The organism is Roseofilum sp. KMC-1, assembly GCF_057802075.1.
This window is the reverse complement of sequence record NZ_CM173605.1, coordinates 3285653-3308087: the sequence shown is the minus strand read 5'-3', so window position 1 is coordinate 3308087 and position 22435 is coordinate 3285653. Positions and strand designations below refer to the sequence as shown.

Genomic DNA, 22435 nt, shown 5'->3' with positions numbered 1-22435 from the left:
ACCCAATAACTGATCTCACTCAAAGGTTTTCAAAGGGTCTTTCCTTTTGAGACAATAGGAGGGGAGAGTATAATTCTTATTCAGTTGTCACGAATGGATATCAGGATGTCTGATAATTTTAGAAGTCAAGTGGTCACCCAGGGCGTACAAAGAGCGCCTAACCGAGCGATGCTGCGAGCTGTGGGTTTTGGTGATGAGGATTTCACCAAACCGATTGTGGGGATTGCTAATGGCTATAGCACGATTACGCCCTGTAATGTGGGTCTGAATGATTTGGCTCTGCGGGGGGAAAGTGCCCTGAAGGAAGCGGGAGCTATGCCCCAACTGTTTGGTACGATTACGGTTAGTGATGGGATCTCCATGGGGACGGAGGGAATGAAGTATTCCTTGGTGTCTAGGGAGGTGATTGCGGATGCGATCGAAACGGCTTGTAATGGTCAGAGTATGGATGGGGTTCTGGCGATCGGCGGTTGTGATAAGAATATGCCAGGGGCGATGATTGCGATCGCCCGGATGAATATTCCAGCCTTGTTTGTTTATGGGGGAACGATTAAACCCGGACGTTACAAGGATTGCGATCTCACCGTAGTCAGTGCTTTTGAAGCGGTGGGCCAATATAGTGCCGGTAAGATTGATGAGACCGAATTAAATGCGGTCGAGAAAAATGCTTGTCCGGGGCCGGGATCTTGTGGAGGCATGTTTACCGCGAATACCATGTCTTCGGCCTTTGAAGCCATGGGCATGAGTTTACCCTATTCTTCGACGATGGCGGCTGAAGATGAGGAAAAGGCCGATAGTACGGCGGAGTCGGCTAAGGTTTTGGTCGATGCCATTCGTAAGCAAATTTTGCCCCGCCAGATTTTAACCCGGAAGGCGTTTGAAAATGCGATCGCCGTGGTCATGGCTGTGGGAGGATCGACCAATGCGGTATTGCATTTACTGGCGATCGCCCATGCCGCCGGTGTAGAGTTAACCCTGGATGACTTTGAAACCATCCGCGCCAAAGTCCCCGTCCTCTGCGACCTCAAACCCTCCGGTCGCTATGTGATCGTCAATCTCCATCAAGCGGGCGGCATTCCCCAAGTGATGAAGATTTTACTCGAAAATGGCGTACTCCATGGGGATTGCCTCACCATGAGCGGTCAAACCATTGCCGAAATTCTCGCCCATGTGCCCCCAACCCCTAGGGAAGACCAAGACGTAATCCGTCCCTGGAATAACCCCCTCTATACCACCGGCCATTTGGTCGTTTTGCGGGGCAATTTAGCCACTGAGGGCAGCGTGGCCAAGATTTCTGGCGTAAAAAACCCTAAAATCACGGGGCCGGCACGGGTGTTTGAATCTGAGGAGGAATGTTTAGCCGCCATTCTCGCGGGTAAAATTAAACCCTCGGATGTGGTGGTGGTGCGCTATGAAGGCCCCAAAGGCGGCCCGGGAATGCGGGAAATGTTAGCTCCAACTTCCGCCATTATTGGTGCAGGATTGGGCGATTCGGTCGGCTTAATTACCGATGGTCGCTTTTCGGGTGGAACCTATGGCATGGTGGTGGGTCATGTGGCTCCCGAAGCAGCCGTGGGTGGGGCGATCGCTTTAGTCCAAGAAGGCGATACTATTACCATTGATGCACCAGAGCGGCGCTTAGAACTCCATGTTTCCGACGAAGAGTTAGCCCAACGTCGCGCCCAATGGCAACCCAAGGAACCGCGCTATACCAGAGGGGTGTTAGCCAAGTATGCTCAGTTAGTCTCCTCCAGCAGCCGGGGTGCAGTGACCGACGATTTATAATTCTGTCGCTTCGGATTTCACCGTAGGGTGGGCACTGCCCACCCTACTTGCTCCTCGCTTTACCTCATTTGAGTGCCGTCACGCCACTCCTCCCGTCAACCCTGACTCCGCATCTTTTCCCACAGGTTTTGAGTGCTGCTGAGGGTTTGCTCTGACAGAGGTAAGAGAAATTCACTCTTGGATAAAACCGTAGGATCGGGGAATTTGATCCCAGAGTTCAGAATAGATGGGGTGAGCTTCTCGCGGTTAGCCGTAATTAACAGGGGTGAAACCGCATCACTAAATTGGGAGAGTTTGAGGGCTAAATCAGGATTCAAAAACTGATCGATCCATTCCTGAATACCAGAGTTTTTAGGACTGAGGTTCGGACTTACCCAAATATTTGCCCAAAGTGCGGTTCCCGATTGGGGAATGATGGCTTTAAGTTTATACCGATTTAAGATCGGTAAAATGTCCGTTGACCATCCCAATGCTAACCAAGTATCGCCTTCAATTAAGGGTTGTAAGTATTGGTCAGAACTATAAAACTTAACTTGTTGATTCAGTTGTTTCAGGGTTTGAGGGAGTTCAGGAATACGGTCTAAATCGGGATAATTATAGGAATAACCGAGAGATTTTAGGGTTAAACCAATGACTTCCCTGGGTTGATTGAGTAGGGAGATATGACCTTGTAATTCTTTGCGCCACAAATCAGACCAATCGGTGGGTTCCCAACCCAAGGATTTAAATTTATCGGGTCGATAAACGATCGCCGTAGTGCCCCAACTGTAGGGGACTCCCCAGACTTCTCCATTGGGATCGAGATTCCCTTGGCGATCGCGCCTAACGAGGCTTTGCCAACCCGTAGGTAATCGATCCCAAGCCAGCAATGAGGTATCAAGGGGTTGAATAAGTTCATTGGCGATCGCCTCTGTTAACCAAGCATCTCCAAGGGTGACCAAATCTGGAGGAGGGGGAGCGGTTTGCCAAAAAGCTAAACCCTGAAATCCCCCATTGCTAGAAACTGTCGGTTCTTGCTTCAGAGAGGCAAACAGGCGATCGAGTTGGCTCACGGGGATTACTTCTAAACTCGCGCTCTCAGGTACTGCTTTTTTGAGTTCATTAATCAATGTGGCCGGAATCGACCCCTTTAAGATATAAATCCTTAAGCGGGTAGTGGGACTACATCCGGTAGTCAAAACTGAGGACAACGAGAGGCTTGAGAGCGCTAAACCGGTTGTTTTCAGACTTCCTGACAAAAAACTTCGACGATCCATAACTGAGAAAATATTAAGTATTTATTTACATTTTTTACTAAAAGTTAAATGATTCAAAAATAAATCAAGAATCTTCTCAAAGCCTATCTAAAATCATAATGAACAATCCTCACCTATAACATCTGGAGTCCCCAATGGAAATCCTAGAAACCCAAATCATGATGCTGATGGAAAAAATAGAAAGCATGTCCCATGCGATTGAACGGCTTAATTCTAAATTCTCTTCCCTAGAATCGCAAGCTGGATCAGCCGATCTCCCAGAAGAGGGGATTCGTCTACCAGAACGGACTTCCAGTAGCCACTCCTATGCTCATGATTTAGCCGATCTACCCATTTGGGATCATAAAGATGTGTTAGTGGATGACGATTATGAGATTCGTCGGGATTTTTCGGATTCGCGATCGGATGCCTATTTATCCCCGGAACTCCAGGTTCAGCGCTTAACGGCTCAACTAACTGCGGCTTATAATCGGATTGCGGCTCTAGAAGAGCAATTACTCTCTAAGCGGATTCATTTATAAGCTGGCTCTAAAGACTGAGGAATATAGCTCAACTAAGGTTTCGATCGCCTTAAGGAGGTCTTTTCCTGTCCAATTTTGCCCTAGGGTGGCGGCGATCGCACAACCTCCTGCGCCTACTCCTTCTTTGACGAACCCCTGTTCATAGACTTGCAATTGCGGATAATTAGACTGTGCAAAACTCAGTTGAGTTGCCATTAGGGGAACTGGAGATAACAGTTTCGCTAAACCCACCGTATCTCCAGTGGGATCTTCCGCTACCCATCGCGTCGTCCCTACTACCACTTCTGTCGTATCCCAAATGCAGTTTTCTTCCTGAGCAATGGCTTGGATTAATGCATAAACCGCTAACATTTGAGTACCGCCAGCCAAAAGTACGCCACAATGTTGTTGACTGGCGGCGATCGCCATCCCAGCAGCTACCGGTTGCATGGGATCGCCTACTGCTGCGATTAATTCCCACACCGATCGCTGTTTTTCCCAACCTCCTGCTCGTTCTAAACCCTGCTTGACTACCTGGATCTTCTGATGATGGTTGCAGGTGGGATGACTGCTGTTCACTTTACCCGATGCTGGCCATCCTAACCCGGTTAAAATCGCCAAAGCGGTAGTTGTTCCCCCAACCACACATTCACCGATAATCAAATAATCGGTTTGTTGCGCCAATTGCGCTCCCCATTTTCGACCTTGGTTAAATAAATGACGGACTACTTCTAGATCTAATGCTTGTCCGCTACTGACACATAAGGCGGGATTTCCCCCTAATTCGACTGCTTCTACGGGAGGGCGATCGGGTAATCCTGCATTAAACAGGGTAATGGGAATCTGAAGCGCTTCACCAATGGCACGGGAAATAAACACGGGAGAAATGCCTGCATGTAGGGGAGGTAAGGGATAAGCATATTCAGGACTCACCCCTTTAAGCAAAAATTCAGCATCCGCTAAACAAGTATAACGTCGGTCTGCTGGTGTTGCTCCTGCCGCCGAAATTCCTGGAATTAAGGCTGTTTCGGTAAAGCCGAGAATACAAGCGAAATGGGGCCGACTGCCTCGATACTTTTTTAACCAATGCTCTCCCCGTTCGATTTCCGTATAAACCCTAATCACTGCTGTCCCCCTATCTCCCTATCTCCCCAAACTACTCTCGATCTAATAAAACTTCAACCCAAGCAGGGGGTAGGGGAATGGGGTTACCGAGCTTTTCTAGGAGTAGACTGGAGACTAAATGGACGACGAACAGATAGATAAAATTGTTAATTAAAACCATAACGACGGCGATCGCCTGTACCACCATTATATCTGGCTCGGCCAAGAGTCCCAACTTCAGGAATGCCCAATCGAGTAACCCCGTCACCTGTGCCATCAGATACAGCCATAAATCCTCACCGAGGAGAATGGAAACTAACCAAATTTTGAAGAAAAACCCGATCGCCCCCAACAGCGTTCCTAACCCAATAGACAGACACCAACTTGATCCCCGTCGCCACATCATCCCCAACTGTACCCCTAACAGTCCAAAGGGAATCAGAAACAGGATACTGCGGGTTGGCCCCATTAGCACGGTTAACAGCAAACCCGTTACCGTCATTGTCATCCAAGCATTGCGACTTCCCCAGCGCAAATAGGCTAAGGCGATCGGTACGGGAAAAAAGATCCGCAACAATGGCCCTGGGGGAAAATAGTAATTAACCAACCAAATTAGACTAGAGGTACTCGCTAAAAATGCTGATTCTACTAGAGGTAAGGTGAGATTAACCTGACTCTCCTGCTTCTGATTACCCATTACCTATTACCTAATTACTCATTACCGGTGCATAGCGCTATACCATCAAGCGCTCTAAAGCACCCAAATCAGGAATACATAGGGTATCGCGATCGGGGCGCACAATCAGCTTTTTCTTTTCTAATTTACTCAGAACCCTAGTCACCGTTTCACGGGCTAATCCACTCAAAGAGCTTAATTCTCGATGGGGTAAATTGGGAATTTCCACCCCTTCAGCCGTTTTAGTTCCTTGACCATCGGCCAAAAATAACAGAATATCCGCGACACGGGAGGTACTATCGGATTCTCGCAGTCTTAAACGTCGGTTGACTTGGCGTAAGCGTCGAGCCATCAATTGGGCCAAGCGGATGCCTGCCTTTGGTTCCGTATGGATCAAGTTAACAAAATCACTAGCGGGCATATTACCAATCGTTGTTGGGGCCAGGGTAATCACGTCCGTAGAGCGGGGGACTTCTTCTAGGGGAGCCATTTCTCCAAACAATTCCCCCTTACCAATAATATTGAGGGTTACTTCTTTACCATCTAAATTATAAGTGCGAATTTTAACCCATCCTTCCAGAATGAAATAAACAGAACTCCCCCAATCATTTTCCAATAGAATGACTTGGTTAGAAGGATGTTCTCGTATTACGACTTGTGCTGTTGTCCGTTCAACAATCTCCTCCGGTAAGCCTTCAAAAAAGGGTGCTGATTTAATGAGTTCACGCTGGTTCAATTCACCACGGGACTTGTGTCGTTCTACCATAAGGGTAATATCAATTAAAAATTAAAAATTAAAAATTAAAAATGGGTTTGGAGGGCAGGCCATGGGTTTACACCTAAACAATAAGGGCCATCATAACGTAAAGTGCTTCAAAATCTACAAGATTTACCGGTCAATAGGGGGTCAATAGGGGGGATCGCCCTCAATGACCCTAACCCATAACGTGAGATAAAGTTAATTTTCGCATCAAATCTGCCATAGCCGTCCAATTTTGACTTACACTGCTTGCAGTATGCCTACCTTCAGCAGAACCGAGCGAACTTATAGTTAGGGATGACGATTGTGACACCTCAGACTGACCCGCGTCAAGCACTGATAACGGAAATCGATAGCGTGCTATCCAAAACCCAGTCTCGCCTCCCTTGGGTGATGGCGGGAGAGGTGACCCAACAACGTCGGGTGTTAAGACGGGTTCGGGACTATTTGGCGAGTTTGCCGACCTCCCCAACTGGACATCCGGCTCTCAAAGGTCAACTCCCTTCCTCCACCCGTCCGACTCCTCAGAGTCGCCGTCGTCTTTCCCTATTGGGGGCGGATCTCTCCCAAGAGAGCCAACCCGCACCCCAACCCCAGAATGCGGCCAATCAAGAAATTGTGCAAGCGGTGGTGCAGGATTTGCGCTCTAGTATTCTCATGCCCTTACAGGCGGAAATTGCGGCTCTGTCTAGCCAACGGGAACAAATGCGTCAAGAGCTGCAATATATGGATCAACAGCGCCGCAATAGTTCGATGTCTGGTCAATCTCAGAAAATGATGACGGAGTTTTTCCAATCTCTGATCGATCGCTGTGCGGAAAGTTTAACGGAACAAGTGGCTGAAAATTTGGCGAATTTGCAGGTGGAGTACCTGCAATATCGATCCTCTGAACCCCATGATCCGATTTTGGCTCCCGATAGTAATGCTGATCCGGCGCTGTTGACTCCCCAAGAACGGCTAGAGCAACTGCGGGCGCTGCAAGCTCAATCGGATAAACTACTCAAAACGCTAGATGCGTCGATTAATGTGGTCTTTGAGACGCTGCAAAGTAATCTTCAAAGCTATGGTGAGTCGATGACTCAAGGCATTGAACATATGTATAGTTTGGGCCAACAGGGTGAGGTGATGTTTAGTGCTTTGGTGAACCGGTTGGCATCCCAGTTAGGGCGAGAAGCGTCATCTTATATTCAAAATCGCTCAGAAGAGAGTTCTGGGGGAACATTAGAACAATCGAGTGGGGGTAAATCTTTGAATCCTTCGGTGCGCTCTCCGGAAACGGATCGAAGTGCCCACCTCTCTACTTCAGATCACCTTGTTTCCCAACCAACCGATCCCCAGCCCCAGGAAATGACAGAAGTGGAGGATTGGGATAATTTTGAAGCGGAATCCATGAAGGAGGAAGAGCCGGAGGATTTAGAAGAGTTAGGGGTTCTGGATGAGGAGATGGCGTTGGAATTTTTTGAACAGTTGGAGGAGTCAGAAGATGCTGTTGATGTTACGGAGGAGGTGGAAGATCGACCCTCTGATGAGTCTTCAGCCGATGTGGATTTAGAGTCAGAAGAGCTGGAACCGGAAGCAGTGATTGAAGGGGATGAGTTTTATGATGCTTTGTTTGGCTCGGATCAGTTTACGACGGCTGAGGTTCTAGAGGAGGGAGAGTCGGGCGATCCCCTGCAAGAGTTAGTTCGGGCAGCAGAATCGGATCGGATATTACCGGAGGCGGAGCCAGAACCTGATTTAGGGGCGATCGTCCAGATGGAAGAAGCAGGAGCAGTAGAGGGAGAGGCGATCGCCGAAACTTTAGAAACAGATTTGTTTGAAGGGTTAGATGAGGGGGAAGCAGCCAGGGAAGACTCAGCAGAAACTGCCCAAGTTGAAGACTTACCCTCAAAGAGTGCAGTGGTCGAATCGAGCCTGTTTGAATTAGCTCCTCCTCCCTCCCAAGTGGAAGATCCGGTTTCCCTAGAAACCTTCATGGAGCTATTTGGTGAAGAAGATCCCCCACCCCAGATGACTTCAGAGAACCTAGAAACGGACTGGGCAAAGGAAATGCCCTTGAACTCCACAGAAGATGTTTATATTCCCGCTTCTCCCGATGAAGTCTTGTTGCCTACGGATCTCGAAGAAACCCAGGGGGTTAGTCAGTTAAACTTACAGGGCGAAGTCTTAGAGCAGTTAAGTCAAGATTTATTTAGTCTCGAAGGTGAGGGAACTGCGCCAGTGCCTCCTCCAGCTTTTCGAGAGGAGGATCTTTTTGGTACTTTAGAGTCGGTGGAGGCTGCTCCTTCTCTTCCTGAAGAAGAGACGGCGTTGAATACCGAGAATTTCCTCAATGAAATTTTGACCCCTGAGCCAAAGAGTCCAGAGGCTACAGAAGCACTTGAAGATCGAGGGAATGCTGAAACGGCAGAAACTGGAGAGAGTTTATTTGCAGGATTCAGAGAAGATCCAGAATTGCCTCTGCTGCTTCCAGAGGAAGAAGCAACCGATTTGAATCCTTTGTGGGAGGATGAAAACGGGTTGCCGGAATCTTTAACGATCGATACGGTGTTTGGGGAAGAAGCCGGAACTTTAGACCCACAATATGACAAATCGATTAGTTTAGATCAGGCTTTTGAGGGAGACAATCAGGAGAATCGGGACGCTATCGATCCATCAACTGGGAGAGGGAGATCGACGCTAGAAAATATGTTTGATGGGTTTTTGCTGGGGGAAAATAGAAGTATAGATCCAGATCGGCGTTTTCCTGCCTCAAGTGATATGGATAGCCAAACTCAGGAAGAAACCTTTACTCTAGAGGATGTCTTTGAAGGGTTTGCAGATGATAACGATCCCGATCCACCATTGAATTTTTTGAATAGAGATTAATTCTGAAGATGTGAGAGAGGGTTTAAGTGTGACGTATCACTCATGGGCACAACGTAGCCCCGATCGCGAGCCTGGACTCTGGTATTTGGGAATTGATTGGGGAACTACGGGTATTTCAGCCGTCTTACTGAATTACTCAACACGCTGTTTTTATCCCTTGGAGCGTTTCCCGACTCGGCTAGGTGCGGCGGGAGTCTCCCTGAAGCCTTGCTTAGATTGGGGTTTAGCGGGGATAGCTCCTGGGCGCTTTTGCGATCGGGCAATCCTTGAGGAGATGGCTAAACAGTTGCAGGGGATGAGGGATCGAGAAGGCTATAACCCAGAGATTTGGAGTCAGTTGCGGGGGGTGATTGTGGGCTGTCCGGCCCGTTGGAGTGATGCCTATCGATTTAATCTGCGAGAGGCGATTTTAAGGACGGGTTGGGTTGAGCGGCCTTACCAAGTTTGGTTTTTGGAGGAGCCAATTGCTTTGGTGATATCGGAGTTGCGGGATACGGCCCAGGGGACGCAATGGCAAGGAGGGACGTTGATTTTGGATTCGGGGGCAACGAAGACGGAGTTTGCTGTGGTGGATCTGCCGTTGCCAAGATCTGAGCTTAAGTATGAGGATTTCCATCTGGGATCTTTGGCTTATGGGGGAGATGCGATCGATCAGGATATTGTGGGTCAGTTGTTGTTGAGTGGGGAGAATCGATTTTTACCGGGGGCATCCGGTGGGGAACTGGAGATAAGCTTTCCTAAGCCGGGAGAGGTGGATTTAGAAGCTCGTTATCGGTTGGCGGAGTATTTGGCGGGTTCAGAGTGGGGTCGGGGATTATTGGAAATCGCCAGAGAGGCGAAATATAGACTTCAGATCGAAAATGAGATTACGGTTCGCCTAGAGCAGCAGCAATGGAGGCTTAAGCGCCGGGATTTGGAGATGAAGGTGTTTGTGCCTTTTTTACGGGCGCTGAGTCGGGAGGTTAATCGTCTGTTTAGTCAGACGGGAGTTGCTCCCCAAGGGATACGTCAAGCCTTATGTACGGGGGGCAGTGCGTCTTTGGTGGCGATCGCCCGTTGGTTGCGGCAAAAACTACCTAGTGCGGCGATTATTCAAGACCGTATTCCACAGGGACAATTGCCTAAATGTAGTCGGGTGGCTTATGGATTGGCGAATTTACCCCTTTATCCTCAAGTCCTGAATGCGGTTCGCCATCAATATAGTGATTATTTTCTCTTGTTAGAATTACTGCGGGTGATGCCCGATGAGGCGATCGCCGAAAGTCAAATTTTCCACTTATTAGAGCAACGGGGGATTAATACGGCTGTTTGTGGCGATCGCCTACGGCAATTACTTAGGGGGGATCTTCCCCCTGGTTTACGTCTTGAATCTGGGCAAAGTTGGGGAGATAGGGCGTTGAATCAACCCTTATTTAGCCGACAAACAGAAACCGGATTATATATCCTCAATTCGGAGCAAAATCGGATGATGCATCATCAATTTCAGGCCGTTTTGGAAGGCTCATACCAAACCTTGGACGATCCCTATTTACTCCTTTGGTAAATCTCAAGGGTTGCCAGACCTGCGGGAGGCGATCGCCCATTTAGCCCTTAAACATAACTTTTATATCCTCTCATCCGGGAAAAAGTGAAGATTAATTAAATATTCTTGCATTCGGCTTTGTCAACTGTTAATAAAGACCTTAAATTGATGCTACAAATTAGGAGACTTTCATCGCATTCAGTCAACAAACATAATTATTGCGTTTGATGACTTTAACGGAGTGAACGCATCAAACACCGATCGTTGTTGTGTTCGTCCCTCAACCTAACCTACAAGCTACGTTCTGAAGGACGTAGAAAATCCAAAATCTAAAATCCAAAATCCAAATGACATTACTATCGCAAAAAGCTTCAACGATTGGACTCGTCGAAGTCCCCGCCTTGGGACTATATGACGAAGATGGGCATAACTGGACGGCTTTGTATCGACGCAATACTCTACTCAGTAAGCAGGTTTTAATCGCTGACTTACAAGCGGGTGGTTTCGATGCTCAATTGGTTAATCTCAAAGATGGTGATTGTCAAGAACCGTTTGGAGAAGTCACCTGGAAAGGGATGAATCTGACCAAAGCTTATGTGGGGCGGCGAATTTTTGATGTCGATCCAGAAGCTTATGACGCTTGGGGTGTTACTGTTAACTACACCCAAGAACGGCAAGTGACCTGTATGGCGATCAAGCATCTTGCTAGTCAAGGTAAACCCGTTGTTGTCGGGGGTTCTGATGCCATTGCCGAACCCGATCATTATCTCAAAGCGGGTGCAACAGCAGTTGTACTTGATAAGTCGGGTGCTGCGAATTGGCCGATTTTCGACTATGTATTGGGAAAAACACCACGAGAAAAGCTGACGGGTGTGCTTTTTGCGGATGGTCGTTATCATCCCAACCGCACTAAAGCCATGAGTCCCGATGAGTGGGCACTGCCATCGGTGGAAGTCGCAAGGGAATGTCTGGGTCAAGAATATTCAGAAGAACCTTTTATTGAAGACTTAGTACCCATCGGCTCAGTTTATCCGGATATTGGCTGCGATCGCAAATGTGATTTTTGCCAAACCCCAACTTACACATCAGGTTATCGGCGGATGTCACCGGAAACTACCCTCAAATGGATTGCCCGTCAGAAGGAAGCTGGGGCAAAATGTACAGTTATGGGTTCCGATCAATTTCTCGGTCGCGTTTTGTTTCCAGAGGGACGAGAAGAAGTGCTAAAAATTACTAAAGGTGCTAGAGAACTTGGAATGCCGCTGTTGTGGCCCAATGGTTTAGAACTGAGAAAAGCGACGGTCGGACGAGGACGTAACTATGATCATACCGACCTCACACCGGACGAAGAATTGATCGAAGCGCTTTGGGGATGGGATGGCAAAGTTGGGGGGTTTCTGGGTTATATTCCCGCCGAACGTCCGGTTTTTGGCCGAGAATCCTATGCAAAGCTTCTCCCTTGGCAACAACATTGTGAGATGATGCGAGCGATCGTTCGAGTGGGTCTTCCGGTTATTGTTTATGGTTTGATCATTGGGTTTCCTGATGACAACCACGACAGTTTATCGCGTCTTGAGGAAGCAGTTTTAGAACTCCATCAACAACTCAGAGAAATTAACCCAGACTTAGAATTTCAAGTCGCCTCCTATTCCATTTCCCCCATACCTGGAACACCCCAAGGAGAAAATATCCGCAAATCGGGTTTATTGCGCTTTGACGATCCCTCAATTATTGGTGGTTTTTGGACACCTAGTTGTGACACTCACCACCTCAGTTATGAAGATATTTCTGAGTGGCAATTTCGGTTAGCTCAAATCGGCAAAGCTGAATCTAAATTAATTAACTATCACGGAGGATTGACTAAACTCAGTGCTGTTAGTTAATTCAGGGCTGTTTCGTTCTCAAGACTGATTCCTCTGACCCCTCCCCCAGCCCCTCACCTTACAGGAGAGGGGATAATTTTTGTTCCTAAGTTCCTTAATATTGTATTGTTTTTATCAAAAGAAAGAGGGGAATCTAAACACACTTTTTACAAATTTGGCGATCTCTTTAGACGGATTGCGTTCATTTAGGAATTCTTGAGTACTGATTTTTTTATCCCTAAACCGTTTTACAAAGTCTCGTATTTTTTCTAATTCGACTAAACGATCTTTACTTTTTTGTTTCATATAAGCAATGGGATGAACTCCTTTTTCTTCTAGAGTGTGATAAGTTTTAACGAGTTTAGCTTCTGGGGTACGGCGCTGGGATTTCCAATTTTGCTTGAGGGTTTGATACTGGGTGTTCAAAATTTGATTTTCTTGTTGCAGTCGATGGATCTGTTCTTTTAAATCTAAGTTGGAATCTTGACCGATCGGGCGAATTTTCCCCTGATGGTATTGTGCTTCAATTTGGAGTAACTTGGCTAAGTCTCCAGTCTTGTAGGCTTGGTTCACTTCCTTCATCACTTCTGTATAGTAATCCCGGTCTTGATCCTGGGCTACTTTATCCGGGTGAAAAATAGCGGCTAGTTGCAAAAATTTTTGTCGAACCTGACTGAAATCTGGATTAGCTTTCAAGTTTTCCCAGAGTATATGCTCATCACTTTCTGGGGTTCGCTCTTCTGCTTTTACTTGGCGATCTAGGCGATTACTAATTAAACCTACTTCCTGAATACTGTGGTAAATATCTAGGACTTTTTGCTGTTTTTTGTTGCTCAATCCACGGTTTTTAAAGATATCTCTGAATAAATCATGAATTTCTCGATCGACTTGGCTAATTTTCGTTGATATGGGATGAATATTCTGAACGATTTTAGCAATGATTGCTCTTTGATCTTCCTGAAATTGATCGATTTTATGTTGTTGCTTTTCTATTTTACTTAACAGGTTCAGGCGATCGCGATTGAGGGTATCAATTCGATCCTGGAGTTGATCGACAGATAAGGAGGAAGAGGCAGAAGATGGGGATTTCACGATCGGTGATCAGCAAGGGTACAAGGGTTCAATCTCTATTATGGTATCTTTGTTGCCGCTGTTTCATTCTGCTTCGGGTTGGGATTTTAGGGGTGGCTCCGATTTCTGGCGCTCCTGTTCTTGGGCGGCTAAACCACTTAGTCGGGCTTGGGCTTTACTCCAATAGGAAATGGTGGTTTCATGTTCGGGTTCGAGTTGCAAGGCTCGATCGCAACAGGCGATGGTTTCGTGATAGCATTCTAAAGCATATAAACAAATGGCCTTATGTTGCCAAGCGTCGGCTAGGGTTTCATTGAGGGCAATTACTCGATCCCAAGCGGCGATCGCCTCCTCATAGCGCTGAAGCGTCGTTAAGATTCGCCCTTTTCCCACCCACCCTTGAAAGGCATCGGGGCGAATTTCGGTAGCCTTCTGAAAACTTTGCAGAGCTTCCTCAAACCGTTCAAAGCCACTCAGAACTGTTCCTCGATTGAGCCAAGGATCGAAAGCATCGGGTTGTAATTTTAGCGCTTGTTCATAACTATCCAAGGCTTCCTGATAGCGTCCTAAATTTCTCAGGGCGACCCCGCGATTACTCCAAGCCATGTCATAATCGGACTTAATGGCTAGAGCCTGATCGTAACTGGCTAATGCCTCTTCATAACGTTTAAGCTGATTGAATGCTACCCCCCGATTCGTCCAAACTTGATAAAAATCAGGTTTCATCTCCAATACCCGATCCCAAAGGGCCAAAGCCCTGGCATACTGGCTCTGTTCATAGAAACTATTGGCTTGATAAAATAGCTCCTGAGCCTCCGTTGTCATTGGTTGCACATTGTCGGGGGTAAAGGTTTTTTGTAATAGCGATCGCCCCACTTGAGTCGCTTTTTGGCCTATGGCTCCGAGTTCCACTGCTCCCAACTTCAACAACCGGGAAGCTAGTTGATGATTGGGAACCGGATTTTCTAGGAGGCGATCGCCAAATTCTGTTAACCAATTGAGCCATCCTTCTGGGGTAGTGCGATCGGATAAGGTACTCAAATATTGCTGTACTTGAGGGATTTCCCATCCTTGATCGACTCCTTCGAGCAGTTGCATAAATACAAACTCATATCCCGTGCGATCGAGTGGCGTTGGAGACTCTTTCCTCTGAGGAGGGGTTGCTCCTAAACTCCCTCGATCGCCAAATAACTGCCCCCATAATCTCCTCACCCAACCGATCAATGAGTCCCACAATCGTTTCCACATAGCGATAACCGAGTATTGATTTCTCTTTCATGATTCCCTATTATCAATGAAAAATTAAAAGCTATTAACCCGACTTGTATGGATTCCTGAACGGTAGGCGCTTCTTGCGGGACGGATTTTAGGGTAAGATTTAGCACTTCCAGGCTAAGGTTAAGCCATCGCCAATGGGGACTAAAGTTAACTCAATGCGTCGATCTGCCTGTAGAGTTTGATTCAATTCTCGAATGGCTTGGGTGTGGGGATCGTCTGCTTGGGGATCGGCGACTTTTCCTGACCATAACACATTATCAAGGGCAATGATTCCTCCTGGACGCACTAAAGTTAGGGCTTTTTCGTAGTAATTTAGATAATTGCGTTTATCGGCATCAATAAAGGCAAAATCAAAGGTATTTTCTTCCCCGTTTGCTATTAATTGATCTAGGGTGTCTAGAGCGGGAGCAATGCGTAAGTCGATGCGATCGCTAATTCCTGCTTTTTGCCAATAGCGACGCGCTATATTCGTTACCTCTGCATCCAGATCGCAAGCCACCATCCGACCCTCTGGAGGCAAGGCTAAGGCTACCACCAAGCTACTATATCCCGTAAATACCCCAATCTCTAAGGTTTTTTTCGCTCCCATCAACCGCACCAGAAAGGCCATAAACTGACCTTGTTCCGGGGAAATTTGCATCTGTGCCCTAGGGTTTTGAGTGGTTTCTGCTCGCAGTTGGGCTAAAATTTCCGGCTCTCTGAGGGAAACTTGTAGTAAATAATTGTACAGTTCAGGGGTTAGATTTAAGGTTTGTCGGGACATAGAGTCAATTGGTATAAGAATGAGAGATGAGAGTTTTGATAGGGCGAAGCATTCCGGTATTCAGATTAATATTTTCAGCAATAACTTGTCTCCCAGAATGCTTCGCCCCTAAAGGTATTTGGGGTTTACACCACAAAATATTCAGTGATTTCGGCATCACCCAAAGCCAATTTTACCCCAAACTCATCCCCCCGCATCAAAATCATTAGGCTAATTGATAAAACCCATAACCTATATACGGTCATGCTTCGCCCTCTTTAAGGGAAGCATGACTAGAAACCGGGTTTCTTTTTCGCATCCCACAGATAACTCTTGATACCCACAACAGAAACCCGGTTTCTTCCCTAAAATTCCTCTAACCAACTTTGCATCGCCCCTAACAAATTATCCTGACTGGGGGGAAACCCCCGCAAAGGTGCTTCCAGGGGTTCATCGGTTATCCAGAGAATGTGTAAACCCAGGATAGAATCGGCGATTTTGCGACAGCAGGTGAGGAGTGGGGGATGAGGTTTACAGTTATGGAAAATTAGGGCTAGGTGGCGTTTTTGCAGTTGTTTTTTTACGGTGAGAATCTGTTTTTTGAGTTGGGCAAAGTTGCTGACAGTGGGGATGTCTGTATCGGGGAGTGCGAGGGAGTAAATTAGGGTGCAAAGTTCTTGGCAAATAGCGCTGGTGTCTGTTTCATCGGTTAGGGATTGAATGTTGAGAGATAGGGGGTAAGTTTGGGTAGTTGGTTGGAGTTGGGAGAGGATATCATTAATTTGGGTTTCCAGAGATTGAGTTAAAAGAGTGTTGCCAACGGGGATGTTATCGGGTGCTTCTGGATGAGTGCTTGTCTGTTGGTGATGCCATGCCGTATAAAATTCTGGGTAAGAGAGGTTTTGGGCACAGTGCCAAATAAGTTTGTAGGATTCTTCGTAAAGATTAAAATTATTATCATAAACTTCATCGGTTAGGTTATGCTTGAGGGAAAAAACAACATCTGCATATTGGTTTTTTGTTTTGATTATTTTTACCAAGCTGTTGGCAATTTCCATGTAAGCACCTTGATCTGTAGTGGTTTCTAACATTTGGATTAATTCCAGTATTCCTCGCTCATTAATCATCTCATTTGTATCAATCTGATTGGTTTGATAATTACTCGACATCAATTCAAATACTTCAAAAACTTGCCTCTGTATTATGGGATCATTGGACAATTTTTCTAAAGCTAAAATAACCTGTTCATTGTTGAGTGCTATTTGCATTAAACTGCTGGTCACTTCACGCCAACTGTCGAAATCAGGGTGAGTTAACTGTGACACTAACATAGTAATACTTTGGTTATTCACAGATGCAGATTCTTCCAATATTAAGGAGACTGCTGTTTTAGAGTCTAAATTCAACCAACCCAAATCTAAAGCCAACTGACATAACGGCTCATCAGTTTCCCCCAAAACCTCCGTTACCAAACCTTCCCTTAACCGAAACCGAGACTCAGATTGCTCCATCCCCCGCAGCGCCAACCTGCCCAACCCGGCATTCAAATCCTTTCGCTGCTTGGATTTCGTAGGAAAAGCCTCCTGCTTCCACTCATACAGCGCCTCCGCAAACTGCCCATATAGCCCCGCCTTGGTTTCCGGTAAACCCCCCTGGCGAATTTGCCAAGCGCGACACAACAGCGCCAACCGCAGGGGATTTCGCACCGTATCCCGAATCCGCTCTTTTCCAGCTTGGGCTAATTCTGCCAGCAACCGCTCCCCTAACTCTGGGTGACGCGCAAACCAGCGCCCAATAAATTGCCCCACCCCCTCCGGGTAGTCAAAATCGAGATTGCGATAAACATCAAACCCTTCCAGAGCATTTTTCCCCGCATCCCACACATTCTGGCGACAAGTCACCACCACTCGCGCTGAAGCCACCCAACCGCTAATCTGATTCGCCACCGTCGCCAGGGGGTTGTCACTCCCCATTTCATCCACCCCATCCAGCAACAGCCACACTCGCCCACTGTTAAACAGCAACGCCAGCGCCTCTTTCATTTCCGGCGTTACCCGCACCGCCCCCAGAGCATCCTTGAGCCACTTTTGCAGTAGGTAATCCTCAACAGTTCGCTCCTGCAAATCTGCCAAAGACACCCAAATTGCCACATCTTGCTCTGTCTCTGCGGCTACCCATTGGGCTATTTTCTGTAATAGCGTGGTTTTCCCCGCCCCCGGTTCCCCCGTCACCCCTAACCTGCGCCCTTGACTTTTGGGACTTTGCCCCTGTTTCAGCACTTGCGCGAAAAACTCATCATTTTTATAAGTGCGGGTGACTTCATACTCCTTTTCTGGCTGATAAAATTGGGAACCTTCCTCTGGCGAAACCTCCCCAGGGCGTTTTTCTTTCTTTACCTTTTCCACCAATCCCAGAGGCACATAAATATCATCAAAAGTATGCTCTAACCCATCGCCCGTAGTGAGGGGATTAGTAGTGAGTTTTTGTCTTTCTGCTAATGCGTTTTGACAGATTTCGCACCAGTCAATATTAGAAATTGAGGATACAGGTGTTTGGGTTTTTTGCCATTCAGGAAATTTAGTTTGCCATAACCAATTTCTGGCGATTTCTGTACGGTTGCAACCTCTAGCTTGTCGTCCACGTTGGCCATCTGGTAATTCGCAGCCTTTCTTCTGTAAGACGGGATAAATATTTTTTCTTAACTCATCTAAAATTTTTTGTTCGCCATTTTGTGGCGATTTCCCCCATGTAATATATTGCGCTAACCTTTCATTGGTTAAACTCTCCTTACCCGGTTCAAATCTCTTCAGAAAAATCTCCAGAGTATCGCCATAAAACTCACACTCTGCGGCGAACTCCTGCAAAAATCCTTGTCTCTCTGTTAAGTTGTTGTCTGCATTCATAACAACTCTGCAATTTTTAGTAAGAGCAATTTATATTCTACACAACATAACCAAACTTGTCAATAAATCGATCTAATTTTTTCTGAAAACAGGATTTTTGGCTAAATTCTATTTAATTCTATTTAACTCTATTTGCTGCTAATTTTATTTCTATTTGGCTGGCTCGATCATCGAATAGTCGAATGATTGAGGACAGTAAAATGTTTACTAAATCCCAACTTTTAGGCATTCTCTATGCCATCATTGCCCCTTTATTTTATGGACTGCTGCCTTTATTCTGGCGTTATGTCCCCCTCCCCACAGAACATTTAATTGGTTTTCGCTGCTTATTTACCTTTCTCACCTTGGGGACAATCCTATTGATCACTCGTCAATGGGATACCCTTCGGTATTTCAGTGGCAGTCTAATTGTAAAGGTGGCTAAATCTGCCTTTTACTTAACATTACACTTAGGCTTTTTTATGGGGGCGATTTCCCTGGGCTATCAAGTAGAAGCGGCGATCGGAATGTTCCTCGCCCCGGCTGCCACGGCGATTTTAGCTGCAATTTTCTTAAACGAAAAACTCAACCCTTTTAAACTTTTTTGTGTTGGCATTTCTGTATTTGCCGTAATTATTTTCTTCCATGAGGCACACCAAGTTCCACGCTTTGCCCCATTAATTGCGTTAACTTGGGGGGGATATTTATGTGGAAAGAAAGATGCGCTAAAAGAGGTGGATAACCCCATGTCCTATAGCTGGCTTGAACAAAGTTTGATCGCGGGAGTGTTAATTGTAGTTTTTCTTTGCCATGGGGTAGTTAATTCTCAACCCTTAGCTGCTGTTAATGGGAATGCTTTATTGGTGTTGGTTGGCGGTTGTGCCTTAGCAACAACCGCAAGCTTTCTACAAACCAAAGCGAGTCAACTGATAGACTGCTCTCAGGTAGGAATGTTAGGCGTGTTGTCTCCAGTGGTGCAGTTTATTTCTGCGGTATTAATTGATCACAAACCGGTCAGCTTATTACAAGGAACTGCAATTTTATTATTATTAATAGCTGTGGTTCTCTACAACTCCCGACCTCTCAACCCTATTGTCTCAAAAGCAAATTAATCACACTGATTCCCCCCTTTTTGGGGGGTTAAGGGAATCAACGATCATCATTTTTAATAGGAGCTAATCGTGTTATGTCGTCTTGCGATCAAGTCGGTTGCAAACTGAGAAAAATATCAGGCAATCAAGCTGTTTGTTTAAAAAATGGTTGTGTTTTTAAGTTAGAAAAACAGCAAATCCATGACTCTAATGGCAATGAGGTTTTTTTGTTTATATTAATCGCCTTGGTAGTATGTTTTATTATTGTTTCTACAGGCTTGTAAACCAAAAAGCCGTATAATATCACCTCAGACCTAAGTATGGCTTTCCAGCAATTTTAAGATCCCACGCTCATCAAACTCAGCCGTTAACTCTAAAAGGCGATCGCTAAACGCTTCATACTCCCTTTCCTCTTCTTTAAGTCGGTACGCTGTCTTCTCAATCGCCTCAATATCCCCAATTTTGAGCGCTTTATAGAGAGGTTTCAAGGCTTCTGGCTTGGGTATAACCATCGGGGATGATGAGCCTGCCATAGGCGATCGCTTCTGGTCATAAATCCATTGTAATTTAAGATACTTCTGCAACGCCTTAAACAACTTCTCCATATCCAACGGCTTATCCAGAAAATCATCACATCCAGCAGCAATCGCCAAATTTTGATCTCCCAAAGACACACTCGCACTCACAGCCAACACCGGCAAAGTTTCTGAATAAACTTCACGAATCTTCCTCGACAACTCATAACCATCCATCTCTGGCATCATAATATCCGTCATCACCAGATCCGGATTAACCTCCGGCAACTTTTCTAACCCCTCCCGTCCATTTTTAGCCTCCGAAATTACAAATCCCAAGGGCGTTAAAATTTCATAAATTACCGTCCGATTCAGAGTTTGATCGTCCACCACTAAAATCTTTTTCCGCTCCCCTTCATAACCCATAATTTTGCCTTGCTCTAAAACAGTAGCACGACTAACCCATTCATCCGAAACCTCTAACTCCACTTCAAACCAAAACCGGCTCCCCCGATCTAACTCACTTTCCACCTCAAGGGTACTTCCCATTATCGCCACAATTTGCCGACAAATCGTTAATCCCAAACCCGTTCCCTCTGACTTCCGAGACTGAGATCCCACTTGTTCAAACGGCAAAAAAATCTTCTCCAATTGCTTAGGAGTCATGCCAATACCCGTATCTTCAATAGTAAAGCGAATTTTAGCCTGTCGAGACTCTAGATCCTTTCTACACAGATCCACCTTAAATGTCACCACTCCTCGATCTGTAAACTTAACGGCATTACCCAATAAATTTAATAACACTTGTCGCAGACGCTTTTCATCTCCTTTTACCCCCACAGGTAAATTTTCAGCCATCAAAACCTGCAAATTAATTCCCTTACTGGTTGCCCGCACTCGCGCAATTTCTGCTACAGCGATCAAAAAAGAGGGTAAATGAAAATCGCTGTTGACTAAATTCATTTTCTTGGCTTCAATTTTAGCCAGATCTAAAATATCATTAATTAAGGTCAACAAATGAGAACCCGCTTGGTGAATAATAGCAACCCCTTTGCGGTGATCGTTGAGATCCTGAGCGCGATCCATAATTTGGGCATAACCCAGAATACCATTTAAAGGAGTCCGCAATTCATGGCTCATATTAGCTAAAAATTCACTTTTAGCTTGATTGGCACTATCGGCTACTTTTTTCGCTTCTACTAATTCTGCTGTACGTTCTTCTACCCGTTGTTCCAAATCAGTAAAATAAGCTTTCAGTTGAGTAGCCATGCGATTAAACGCATCAGCTAAGGTCTTCAGTTCAGAAATATTACCCTTTTTGACTTGCCGATCTAAATCGCCATGAGAGATAGCCTCTGAAGATTCGATCAGGGCTAAAATGGGTTGACTAATCCAACGAGAGGTATAAATTCCCAGTGCTGTAGCAATTCCCAATGCGGCTAAACAGAGCCAGATAGTTCTTACTGTATTGGCATTAATTTCTGTCATGAAATCTGATTCTGGAATCAGCACGACAATCAACCAATCTAATCCATCCTCATTAACTAAAGGAGTGACTTGTAAAAAATATTTTTCCCCATCGATAAAAAATTCTAACTGTTGAGTTTGGTTGATTTGACTCAGTTGTGAGAATTTTTGTTCTAAAAATTGACTCGCTTTGCGAAGGGGTAAAATTGAGCTTTTACTAGCTTCTAAGCGATTAAATTCTTTGGTCTTTGGATTTTGAATATAAGGTGATTCCTGGGTAGAAGATCCAATCACATAACCGGATTTTTCTAGAATTAATACTTCTCCTGATTGACCCACCTTGATAGAAGCTAAAAATTGATTAATAACATCTAAGGGAATATCGACACCGGCAACCCCAATTAATTGTGCTTGGCGATCCCAAATAGGTTGAGCGGCTGTAATGCCTAGAATATTATCAGCGTAGGTATAGACCTCGCTCCAGATGGGGCGATTTTCTTGAACGGCTTTTTGATACCAAGGTCGTTTTGTGGCATCAAAAAAATCAGAGATGATCGGTAGTTCAGCTAAGTTACCTTGGAGATCAACTGGATAACCCATTAATTCTCCAGGTTTCAGATTTTCGGTAAATTCCCAAACAAAGACCTCTTTGAGATCGTATCGACCAGCACCTACAAATCCTCCAACTTTATTCCCTACATAAATATAAAGTGGGTGATTTTGACCAAAGGCATAACTCTGATTTAAGAATTGGCGATTTAATGCCTGAATATTGTTAAAATCTAGCCATCCTTGTTGAATAGCATGGGCATTGGCTGAGTTGATTTTATGGGGAATGGCTAAATAGTTGTTTAGATAACTCTGAACTCGCTCGGTGACTTCCGTTCGCAGTTGAGAGGCAACATTATTAACTGCTTTTTTCCCATTCATTAAGGAAAAATAACCGGTTAATCCTACTGCGGCGAAAATCTGGATCGCGAAGGGAATAACCAGAACAAGGCGTAGAGGAAGCGATGGTGAGGCTTGAGAATCGCTCATGAGTTGGTCTCCAGTGTT

Annotated in this window: 15 protein-coding genes; 6 read left to right on the top strand and 9 right to left on the bottom strand. The window is 45.7% G+C overall.

The genetic code is table 11. The features are described from left to right. Positions 1–105 precede the first annotated feature (105 nt). The gene (ilvD, locus tag AC3FZD_RS15250) at positions 106–1785 is read left to right on the top strand and encodes a dihydroxy-acid dehydratase (protein ID WP_488736852.1); all 1680 of its coding nucleotides are present in this window, start codon (positions 106–108) and stop codon (positions 1783–1785) included. Between the two features lie 95 nt (positions 1786–1880). On the opposite strand, the gene AC3FZD_RS15245 is transcribed toward ilvD, so the two are convergent. Beyond that, positions 1881–3041, bottom strand: a complete 1161-nt coding sequence (locus AC3FZD_RS15245) for an extracellular solute-binding protein (protein WP_488736851.1) — start codon at positions 3039–3041, stop codon at positions 1881–1883. A 134-nt stretch (positions 3042–3175) separates the two neighbouring features. Here AC3FZD_RS15245 and AC3FZD_RS15240 point away from each other — a divergent pair, with 134 nt between their 5' ends. Further along, positions 3176–3562: a hypothetical protein gene (locus AC3FZD_RS15240; RefSeq protein ID WP_488736850.1), complete on the top strand. Its 387-nt coding sequence runs from the start codon at positions 3176–3178 to the stop codon at positions 3560–3562. Here AC3FZD_RS15240 and cobT read toward each other — a convergent pair. From cobT to AC3FZD_RS15225, 3 genes are read right to left on the bottom strand one after another with little or no spacing between them, the layout of a single operon-like run. After that, entirely contained in the window at positions 3557–4666 is a 1110-nt protein-coding gene (cobT, locus tag AC3FZD_RS15235; protein ID WP_488736849.1) for a nicotinate mononucleotide-dependent phosphoribosyltransferase CobT, read from the bottom strand. The genes AC3FZD_RS15240 and cobT overlap by 6 nt on opposite strands. 31 nt (positions 4667–4697) lie before the next feature. Next, positions 4698–5342, bottom strand: coding sequence for a DUF2232 domain-containing protein (locus tag AC3FZD_RS15230; RefSeq protein WP_488736848.1), 645 nt, complete (start codon positions 5340–5342; stop codon positions 4698–4700). 37 nt (positions 5343–5379) lie between these two features. Further along, entirely contained in the window at positions 5380–6087 is a 708-nt protein-coding gene (locus AC3FZD_RS15225) for a Crp/Fnr family transcriptional regulator (RefSeq protein WP_488736847.1), read from the bottom strand. A 300-nt stretch (positions 6088–6387) separates the two neighbouring features. Here AC3FZD_RS15225 and AC3FZD_RS15220 point away from each other — a divergent pair, with 300 nt between their 5' ends. From AC3FZD_RS15220 to AC3FZD_RS15210, 3 genes are all read left to right on the top strand, one after another. Further along, positions 6388–8949 (top strand): hypothetical protein, encoded by a 2562-nt coding sequence (locus tag AC3FZD_RS15220; RefSeq protein ID WP_488736846.1) that lies wholly within the window; start codon positions 6388–6390, stop codon positions 8947–8949. A gap of 28 nt (positions 8950–8977) precedes the next feature. Continuing rightward, positions 8978–10492 carry a hypothetical protein gene (locus AC3FZD_RS15215; RefSeq protein WP_488736845.1) on the top strand — a complete coding sequence of 505 codons (1515 nt, stop codon included), beginning with the start codon at positions 8978–8980 and terminating at the stop codon, positions 10490–10492. Positions 10493–10818: 326 nt separating this feature from the next. Then, a complete protein-coding gene (locus AC3FZD_RS15210) occupies positions 10819–12354 on the top strand; it encodes a radical SAM protein (RefSeq protein WP_488736844.1) in 1536 nt (511 codons plus the stop codon). 114 nt (positions 12355–12468) lie between these two features. On the opposite strand, the gene AC3FZD_RS15205 is transcribed toward AC3FZD_RS15210, so the two are convergent. From AC3FZD_RS15205 to AC3FZD_RS15190, 4 genes are all read right to left on the bottom strand, one after another. Then, on the bottom strand, positions 12469–13425 hold the full coding sequence (locus AC3FZD_RS15205; protein ID WP_488736843.1) for a hypothetical protein: 957 nt from the start codon (positions 13423–13425) through the stop codon (positions 12469–12471). Positions 13426–13488: 63 nt separating this feature from the next. Further along, the gene (locus tag AC3FZD_RS15200) at positions 13489–14652 is read right to left on the bottom strand and encodes a tetratricopeptide repeat protein (RefSeq protein WP_488736842.1); all 1164 of its coding nucleotides are present in this window, start codon (positions 14650–14652) and stop codon (positions 13489–13491) included. Positions 14653–14782: 130 nt separating this feature from the next. Then, positions 14783–15445: a class I SAM-dependent methyltransferase gene (locus tag AC3FZD_RS15195; RefSeq protein WP_488736841.1), complete on the bottom strand. Its 663-nt coding sequence runs from the start codon at positions 15443–15445 to the stop codon at positions 14783–14785. A gap of 344 nt (positions 15446–15789) precedes the next feature. Continuing rightward, the gene (locus AC3FZD_RS15190; protein ID WP_488736840.1) at positions 15790–18327 is read right to left on the bottom strand and encodes an NACHT domain-containing protein; all 2538 of its coding nucleotides are present in this window, start codon (positions 18325–18327) and stop codon (positions 15790–15792) included. A gap of 200 nt (positions 18328–18527) precedes the next feature. Here AC3FZD_RS15190 and AC3FZD_RS15185 point away from each other — a divergent pair, with 200 nt between their 5' ends. Further along, positions 18528–19418 carry an EamA family transporter gene (locus tag AC3FZD_RS15185; RefSeq protein WP_488736839.1) on the top strand — a complete coding sequence of 297 codons (891 nt, stop codon included), beginning with the start codon at positions 18528–18530 and terminating at the stop codon, positions 19416–19418. 293 nt (positions 19419–19711) lie between these two features. On the opposite strand, the gene AC3FZD_RS15180 is transcribed toward AC3FZD_RS15185, so the two are convergent. Continuing rightward, positions 19712–22417: a hybrid sensor histidine kinase/response regulator gene (locus AC3FZD_RS15180; protein ID WP_488736838.1), complete on the bottom strand. Its 2706-nt coding sequence runs from the start codon at positions 22415–22417 to the stop codon at positions 19712–19714. Positions 22418–22435 lie beyond the last annotated feature (18 nt).

Coding starts and splice junctions, on each gene's coding strand:
- AC3FZD_RS15180 (WP_488736838.1), bottom strand. CDS start 22,417: ATGAGCGATTCTCAAGCCTCACCATCGCTTCCTCTACGCCTTGTTCTG.
- ilvD (WP_488736852.1), top strand. CDS start 106: ATGTCTGATAATTTTAGAAGTCAAGTGGTCACCCAGGGCGTACAAAGA.
- AC3FZD_RS15185 (WP_488736839.1), top strand. CDS start 18,528: ATGTTTACTAAATCCCAACTTTTAGGCATTCTCTATGCCATCATTGCC.
- AC3FZD_RS15230 (WP_488736848.1), bottom strand. CDS start 5,342: ATGGGTAATCAGAAGCAGGAGAGTCAGGTTAATCTCACCTTACCTCTA.
- AC3FZD_RS15245 (WP_488736851.1), bottom strand. CDS start 3,041: ATGGATCGTCGAAGTTTTTTGTCAGGAAGTCTGAAAACAACCGGTTTA.
- AC3FZD_RS15225 (WP_488736847.1), bottom strand. CDS start 6,087: ATGGTAGAACGACACAAGTCCCGTGGTGAATTGAACCAGCGTGAACTC.
- AC3FZD_RS15190 (WP_488736840.1), bottom strand. CDS start 18,327: ATGAATGCAGACAACAACTTAACAGAGAGACAAGGATTTTTGCAGGAG.
- AC3FZD_RS15240 (WP_488736850.1), top strand. CDS start 3,176: ATGGAAATCCTAGAAACCCAAATCATGATGCTGATGGAAAAAATAGAA.
- AC3FZD_RS15200 (WP_488736842.1), bottom strand. CDS start 14,652: ATGTGGAAACGATTGTGGGACTCATTGATCGGTTGGGTGAGGAGATTA.
- AC3FZD_RS15195 (WP_488736841.1), bottom strand. CDS start 15,445: ATGTCCCGACAAACCTTAAATCTAACCCCTGAACTGTACAATTATTTA.
- AC3FZD_RS15210 (WP_488736844.1), top strand. CDS start 10,819: ATGACATTACTATCGCAAAAAGCTTCAACGATTGGACTCGTCGAAGTC.